Raw genomic sequence first — 5,192 nt, forward strand, 5'->3', positions numbered from 1 at the left:
GCCCTCCGGTGCGATGGTCCTTAGAGCGTCGAGCCCAGGTTGCGCATGGCCTCTACTCGGCGCCGCGACTGGTGAAGTCGAAGGATCCGCCGTCGATGCCCCAGGAGATGACCCGTTCGGGGTGAATTCGGATGAGCGCGCGTTCCTGGGGTTGGAACGGTGGCTCCTCGTCATCGAGCGCCTCGGCTGTGCCGCGTACCTCGATGCCGCGAATCACGTATGGCTCCAGTGAAACCTGTTGGTCGATGACGAACGACACCCGGCTGCCCGCCTCGACATTGCGGTACTTTCGACTGCCGCGCATCCGCATGCCCCCGATGTCGATCGTGCCGTCCGCGTTCACCCGATAGGTGGTCGGGTTGTTCTGCACAACGCCGTCGGGCGACACCGTGGCCAGCCGACCGATCCCGGCCTCCGCGAGGAACTGCTGTTCATTGATGGTGAAGGTCATGTCAGTTACTCCTCGGTGAATTCGATATCAGGTGTGCCCCCGGCGATCAGCCGGAAGATGTCGGGTGCGGGAAGCGCAAGCTGTTGCCTCTACTCACGTGCGACACCGCCTCCCCGTGCTCTGAGATCAGAACAGGATCAGCGCGGCGCACAGTCCGGCAATGGCAATGATCGCGTCATCGAGCTTGCGGTACACCGACCGGGTGATCACGGCGCCTCATACATCGGTGCCATAGACGATGGCGTTGGCGAGAACGGCGACGGCGGCGATGATCTGGCCGGTGACGATGAGCATTTCGGCTTCCCTTCCAGTTTCTAGCAGCGCTAGAAACTGGAGCAACGATAACATTTATCGGCTAGCTTGTCTAGCGTTGCTAGATTTCGGGTCGCTACCGCGGGATCGCGCTCGGATCAGCAAGCTGCACATGCCCGTTCCGGCCGAGCGGACGCTCTCGCCGGCAAGCCGGTCACCGAACGCCGGCAGATCTTCGGCCTGCTGGTTCCGCTGGTGGTGCTGGGACTCATCGCGGTCCCGGTCCTCGTCGACCGGGGTTGCGGGCAGCCCGACCCCGTGGAGCGAGCGCTGCGGCGGCGCGGGTTGCTGTTGCCGCGTGGTTATCGCGCCGACCGCAAGTCATGGGTGATGTTGCGGCGCAAGGTGTTCCGCGATCCGACGACGCAACGCAATCGTGTGTGGCAGTCGGACTGCTGGCCTGTCTACGGCTTGCGGCCACCGAGGCCGAACGGGTCCTCGACCTGGACGATTTGCGGGCGGATCGCGGGCCGGCCGAGGTGCTCGGGCCGGCCGATGTCGTTCAGTGGAGTTCCTCGACCAGCCCGATGATGATGCCGGCGGGGCCGCGGAGGTAGCTGTACCGGTAGATGTCTTCGTATTGGGCTACCGCGCCCACGGGTTCGGCGCCGTGGGCGCGCAGGCGGTCGAGAACGTCCTCGACGTCGTCGACGACGAACGTCAGGCGAGGGATGCCCGGGGTGTTCACCGGCGCCTTCGGCGCAGTGCTGGTGGTCACCGGCGAGCGGAATGTCGAGAGCTCGACCCGGCTATGGCCGTCCGGAGTCCGTACGACGGCGATGTCTGCTCGGACACCGTCCAGTCCGAGGAGGTCGTCGGCCCACTGGCCCCCGACTGTTGCTTCGCCCTCCAGTTCCAGACCCAGTGCGACGAAGAACGCGATAGCGGCCGCGAGATCCTCGACCACAACGCCGACGTGATCCATCCGGTGGATCGTCATTGAGATTCTCCTTAAGATTCGCTACGGCCCATTTTGGCCGGGTTGATCGGTTCAGGCGCGCTGACGCTCGGCCCGCTGCTGGATCAGCTCCTCGACCGCGGTGGGCAGGGTGGTTTCGAAGTCGATCAGCTTCACCCAGGTCGGAGTGATCACGATCCGGACCATGCCGTCGTAGAGCGAGCGGACCTCCGCCTCCCACTCGACGCGCTGCTCGGGGGTCATTTCGTAGCTGCCGTTCATCTGCAGGTACTCCTCCGGGATGCCGTCGACCATGTCCAGCTCCGCCCGGCCGCGGATGAGCAGGATCTTCGGCGGATGCACCTCGGTGTCGATCGTCAGCGCGACCTCGGGGTGGTGGCGCAGATAGGGAAGCTTCGGGGCATTCTTCGTTGTGCAGACGACGATCTGTGAACCGTTCCAGGTGAAGGCGATCGGGATGTTGCGGGGTGTGCCGTCCTGGGCGACGTAGGCCATGCGCAGCAGGTCGCGGGCCAGGAGTTCCTGGCTGATCGGGAGGTTCAGGATCGCGGTGATCTGGTTCGGTTGCATGATGGTCGCTCCTTCGTCGGTGTCGTCGAGGCCCGTTCGGCTGCTCGTACCCCTGGGACGGAGCCGTCCGAGCGCTCTCGACATCCACGGCGCATGAATTTCCAGATTTTTTTCCGGATCCGATCATCGCGGCGCGTCGGAAGTCGGGTCACCGCACACAATTCCGGTTCGCTCAGCGACTCCGAGGGCAATGAGGACCTGAGCGACGGCAGTCCGAGCGTCCCCGCGTGTCTGCCCTGCCGCTAGGCACCCCGCTCCCCGACAAACAGCGCGTTTGGTACCGGCGTCGGATGCGCTGTCGGACAGGCGATCAGAGTCCACCCGCCGAACGGCCGAGCACCTCCCGGCCGACCCGAGCACCTCGGCCGGCCTCGGTTTACGCACCGAGCCGAGGAGCCGGTCTGTGGCCGGATCACGGCGATTGAAGGTTCCGGTCGAGGACAAGGTGCTGCCGGTTCTAGCCGGCGCGGCCCGGCTCGATACCTACCTCACCACGGTCGATCAGACGCGGTGCCGAAACGCGAAACATCGGCCGGAATGCTTGACTCGTTCCAGAAAACGGACGAGACTCCTGGGCGTGCCCACGGACACGGAATTCCAGCAGATGCTGCGGGGAGTTTCGCTTCGCGTGACCGCTCCGCGTATTGCGATTTTGAGTGCGGTGCACGACTATCCGCACGCCGACACGGATTCGATCATCCGCGCGGTGCGATCCCGTCTGTCAGCGGTGTCGCACCAGGCGGTGTACGACTCATTGCGCGTGCTCACCGCCGCGGGCCTGCTTCGATGCATTCAGCCGTCCGGCTCGGTCGCGCGGTACGAAACACGGGTCGGTGACAATCACCACCACGTCGTATGCCGGTCGTGCGGATCGATCGCCGATGTCGACTGCGCGGTCGGCGAGGCCCCGTGCTTGACCGCGACCGACGACCGCGGCTTCTCGATCGACGAGGCCGAGGTCATCTACTGGGGCCTGTGTCCGGATTGCGCTTCGTCGCACGCCGATTGATCGCGTCCTGATCGCAGCCCGCATACCCATTTCAGGAAGGAATGTCATGACATCCGACAGCCGCCCTCCCGCTCCTGAGACCGGAACTCGAAGCGCAAGCGAGAGCGAGAACCCGGTCATCCCATCCCCGACTCCGCAGACCGACCATCGCCCCCGCACCAACAAGGACTGGTGGCCCGAGCAGATCGATGTCACGGTGCTGCACGCACATTCATCCAAGGCCAATCCGCTGGGCGAGGATTTCAACTACGCCGAGGAGTTCAAGAAACTCGATGTCGACGCTCTGAAGGCCGATGTCGCCGCGGTCCTGACCGACTCGCAGGACTGGTGGCCTGCGGACTACGGCAATTACGGTGGTCTGTTCATCCGGATGAGCTGGCATGCGGCGGGCACGTACCGAATCGCCGACGGGCGCGGTGGCGGCGGCCAGGGGGCGCAGCGCTTCGCGCCACTCAACAGCTGGCCCGACAACGCCAGTCTGGACAAGGCTCGTCGGCTGCTGTGGCCGGTCAAGCAGAAGTACGGCAACAAGATCTCCTGGGCCGACCTGTTGGTGTTCGCCGGCAATGTCGCTCTCGACTCGATGGGTTTCCAGACCTTCGGCTTCGGTTTCGGCCGCCCCGATATCTGGGAGCCGGAAGAAGTGTTCTGGGGCTCGGAGGACACCTGGCTCGGCGATGAGCGCTACAGCGGTGACCGGGATCTGGCAAAGCCGTTCGGCGCGGTCCAGATGGGCTTGATCTATGTGAATCCGGAAGGGCCCAACGGCCGCCCGGATCCGGTGGCCGCCGCGCGGGACATCCGTGAGACGTTCGGCCGCATGGCGATGAACGACGAGGAGACTGCCGCACTGATCGTCGGCGGCCACAGTTTCGGCAAGACCCACGGTGCGGGCGATGCCGACCTGGTCGGTCCCGAACCCGAAGCGGCCCCGCTCGAGCAGCAGGGCCTGGGCTGGAAGAGTTCCCACGGGACCGGCGTGGGTAAGGACGCCATCACCAGCGGTCTCGAGGTCGTCTGGACTGCCAGTCCGACCAAGTGGGACAACGGCTTCCTGCAGAACCTGTACGGCTATGAGTGGGAGCTGACCAAGAGCCCGGCCGGGGCGTGGCAGTACAAGCCGAAGGACGGTGCGGGCGAGGGTGCCATTCCGGATCCGTTCGGCGGGCCCGCCCGAACCCCGACCATGCTGACTACGGACCTGTCGCTGCGGGAAGATCCGATCTATCGGGAGATCACCCGCCGCTGGCTGGATCACCCGGAGGAACTGTCCGAGGCATTCGCCAAGGCGTGGTACAAGCTGCTGCACCGTGATATGGGACCGCTCAGCCGCTACCTCGGGCCATGGGTTCCCGGGCCGCAGCTGTGGCAGGATCCGGTTCCGGACGTCGATCACGAACTGGTCGATGAACAGGACGTCGCGTCGCTGAAGCGAAACGTCCTCGACTCCGGCCTCTCGGTCGCGCAGCTGGTCAAGACCGCGTGGGCGGCTGCGGCGGCGAGCTTCCGCAGCACCGATAAGCGCGGCGGTGCCAACGGCGCCCGGATTCGGCTCGCACCCCAGAAGGATTGGGAGGTAAACGAACCCGCCGAGTTGGCGAAGGTGCTGCCTGTGCTCGAGCAGATCCAGCAGGAGTTCAACGGTTCGGCCTCCGACGGCAAGAAGGTGTCGCTGGCCGACCTGATCATCCTCGCCGGGTCCGCGGCGGTGGAGAAGGCGGCCAAGGATGCCGGCCACGACATCACGGTGCCGTTCGCACCCGGACGGACCGACGCCACACAGGAGAACACCGATGTGGAATCGTTCGCGGTGCTGGAACCGCGGGCGGACGGGTTCCGCAACTACGTGCGGTCCGGTGAGAAGGCTCCGCTGGAGCGTCTGCTGCTCGACCGGGCGTACATGCTCGACGTGACGGCTCCGGAGATGACGG

General features: G+C 65.4%; 6 protein-coding genes. 2 read left to right on the plus strand and 4 right to left on the minus strand.

Translation table 11 applies throughout. The features are described from left to right. Positions 1–52 precede the first annotated feature (52 nt). The 4 genes from ON44_RS17245 to ON44_RS17255 all read right to left on the minus strand — a co-directional run bounded on the left by ON44_RS17245 (position 53) and on the right by ON44_RS17255 (position 2,252). Entirely contained in the window at positions 53–451 is a 399-nt protein-coding gene (locus ON44_RS17245) for a PPOX class F420-dependent oxidoreductase (RefSeq protein WP_040691283.1), read from the minus strand. 216 nt (positions 452–667) lie between these two features. Next, positions 668–790, minus strand: coding sequence for a hypothetical protein (locus tag ON44_RS53460; protein WP_281005205.1), 123 nt, complete (start codon positions 788–790; stop codon positions 668–670). A 475-nt stretch (positions 791–1,265) separates the two neighbouring features. Next, positions 1,266–1,703 (minus strand): VOC family protein, encoded by a 438-nt coding sequence (locus ON44_RS17250; RefSeq protein WP_040691286.1) that lies wholly within the window; start codon positions 1,701–1,703, stop codon positions 1,266–1,268. Positions 1,704–1,754: 51 nt separating this feature from the next. Further along, complete coding sequence (locus ON44_RS17255; protein ID WP_040691290.1) at positions 1,755–2,252, minus strand: pyridoxamine 5'-phosphate oxidase family protein; 498 nt, start codon at positions 2,250–2,252, stop codon at positions 1,755–1,757. Positions 2,253–2,856: 604 nt separating this feature from the next. Here ON44_RS17255 and ON44_RS17260 point away from each other — a divergent pair. Both ON44_RS17260 and katG read left to right on the plus strand, forming a co-directional pair. Next, the gene (locus tag ON44_RS17260) at positions 2,857–3,261 is read left to right on the plus strand and encodes a Fur family transcriptional regulator (protein WP_373283171.1); all 405 of its coding nucleotides are present in this window, start codon (positions 2,857–2,859) and stop codon (positions 3,259–3,261) included. A 46-nt stretch (positions 3,262–3,307) separates the two neighbouring features. After that, a partial coding sequence (gene katG / locus ON44_RS17265) for a catalase/peroxidase HPI (protein WP_040691291.1) occupies positions 3,308–5,192 on the plus strand: 1,885 nt, incomplete at its 3' end.

Origin of the sequence: Nocardia vinacea NBRC 16497, from assembly GCF_000308835.1 — a bacterium.
Classification (GTDB): domain Bacteria; phylum Actinomycetota; class Actinomycetes; order Mycobacteriales; family Mycobacteriaceae; genus Nocardia; species Nocardia vinacea.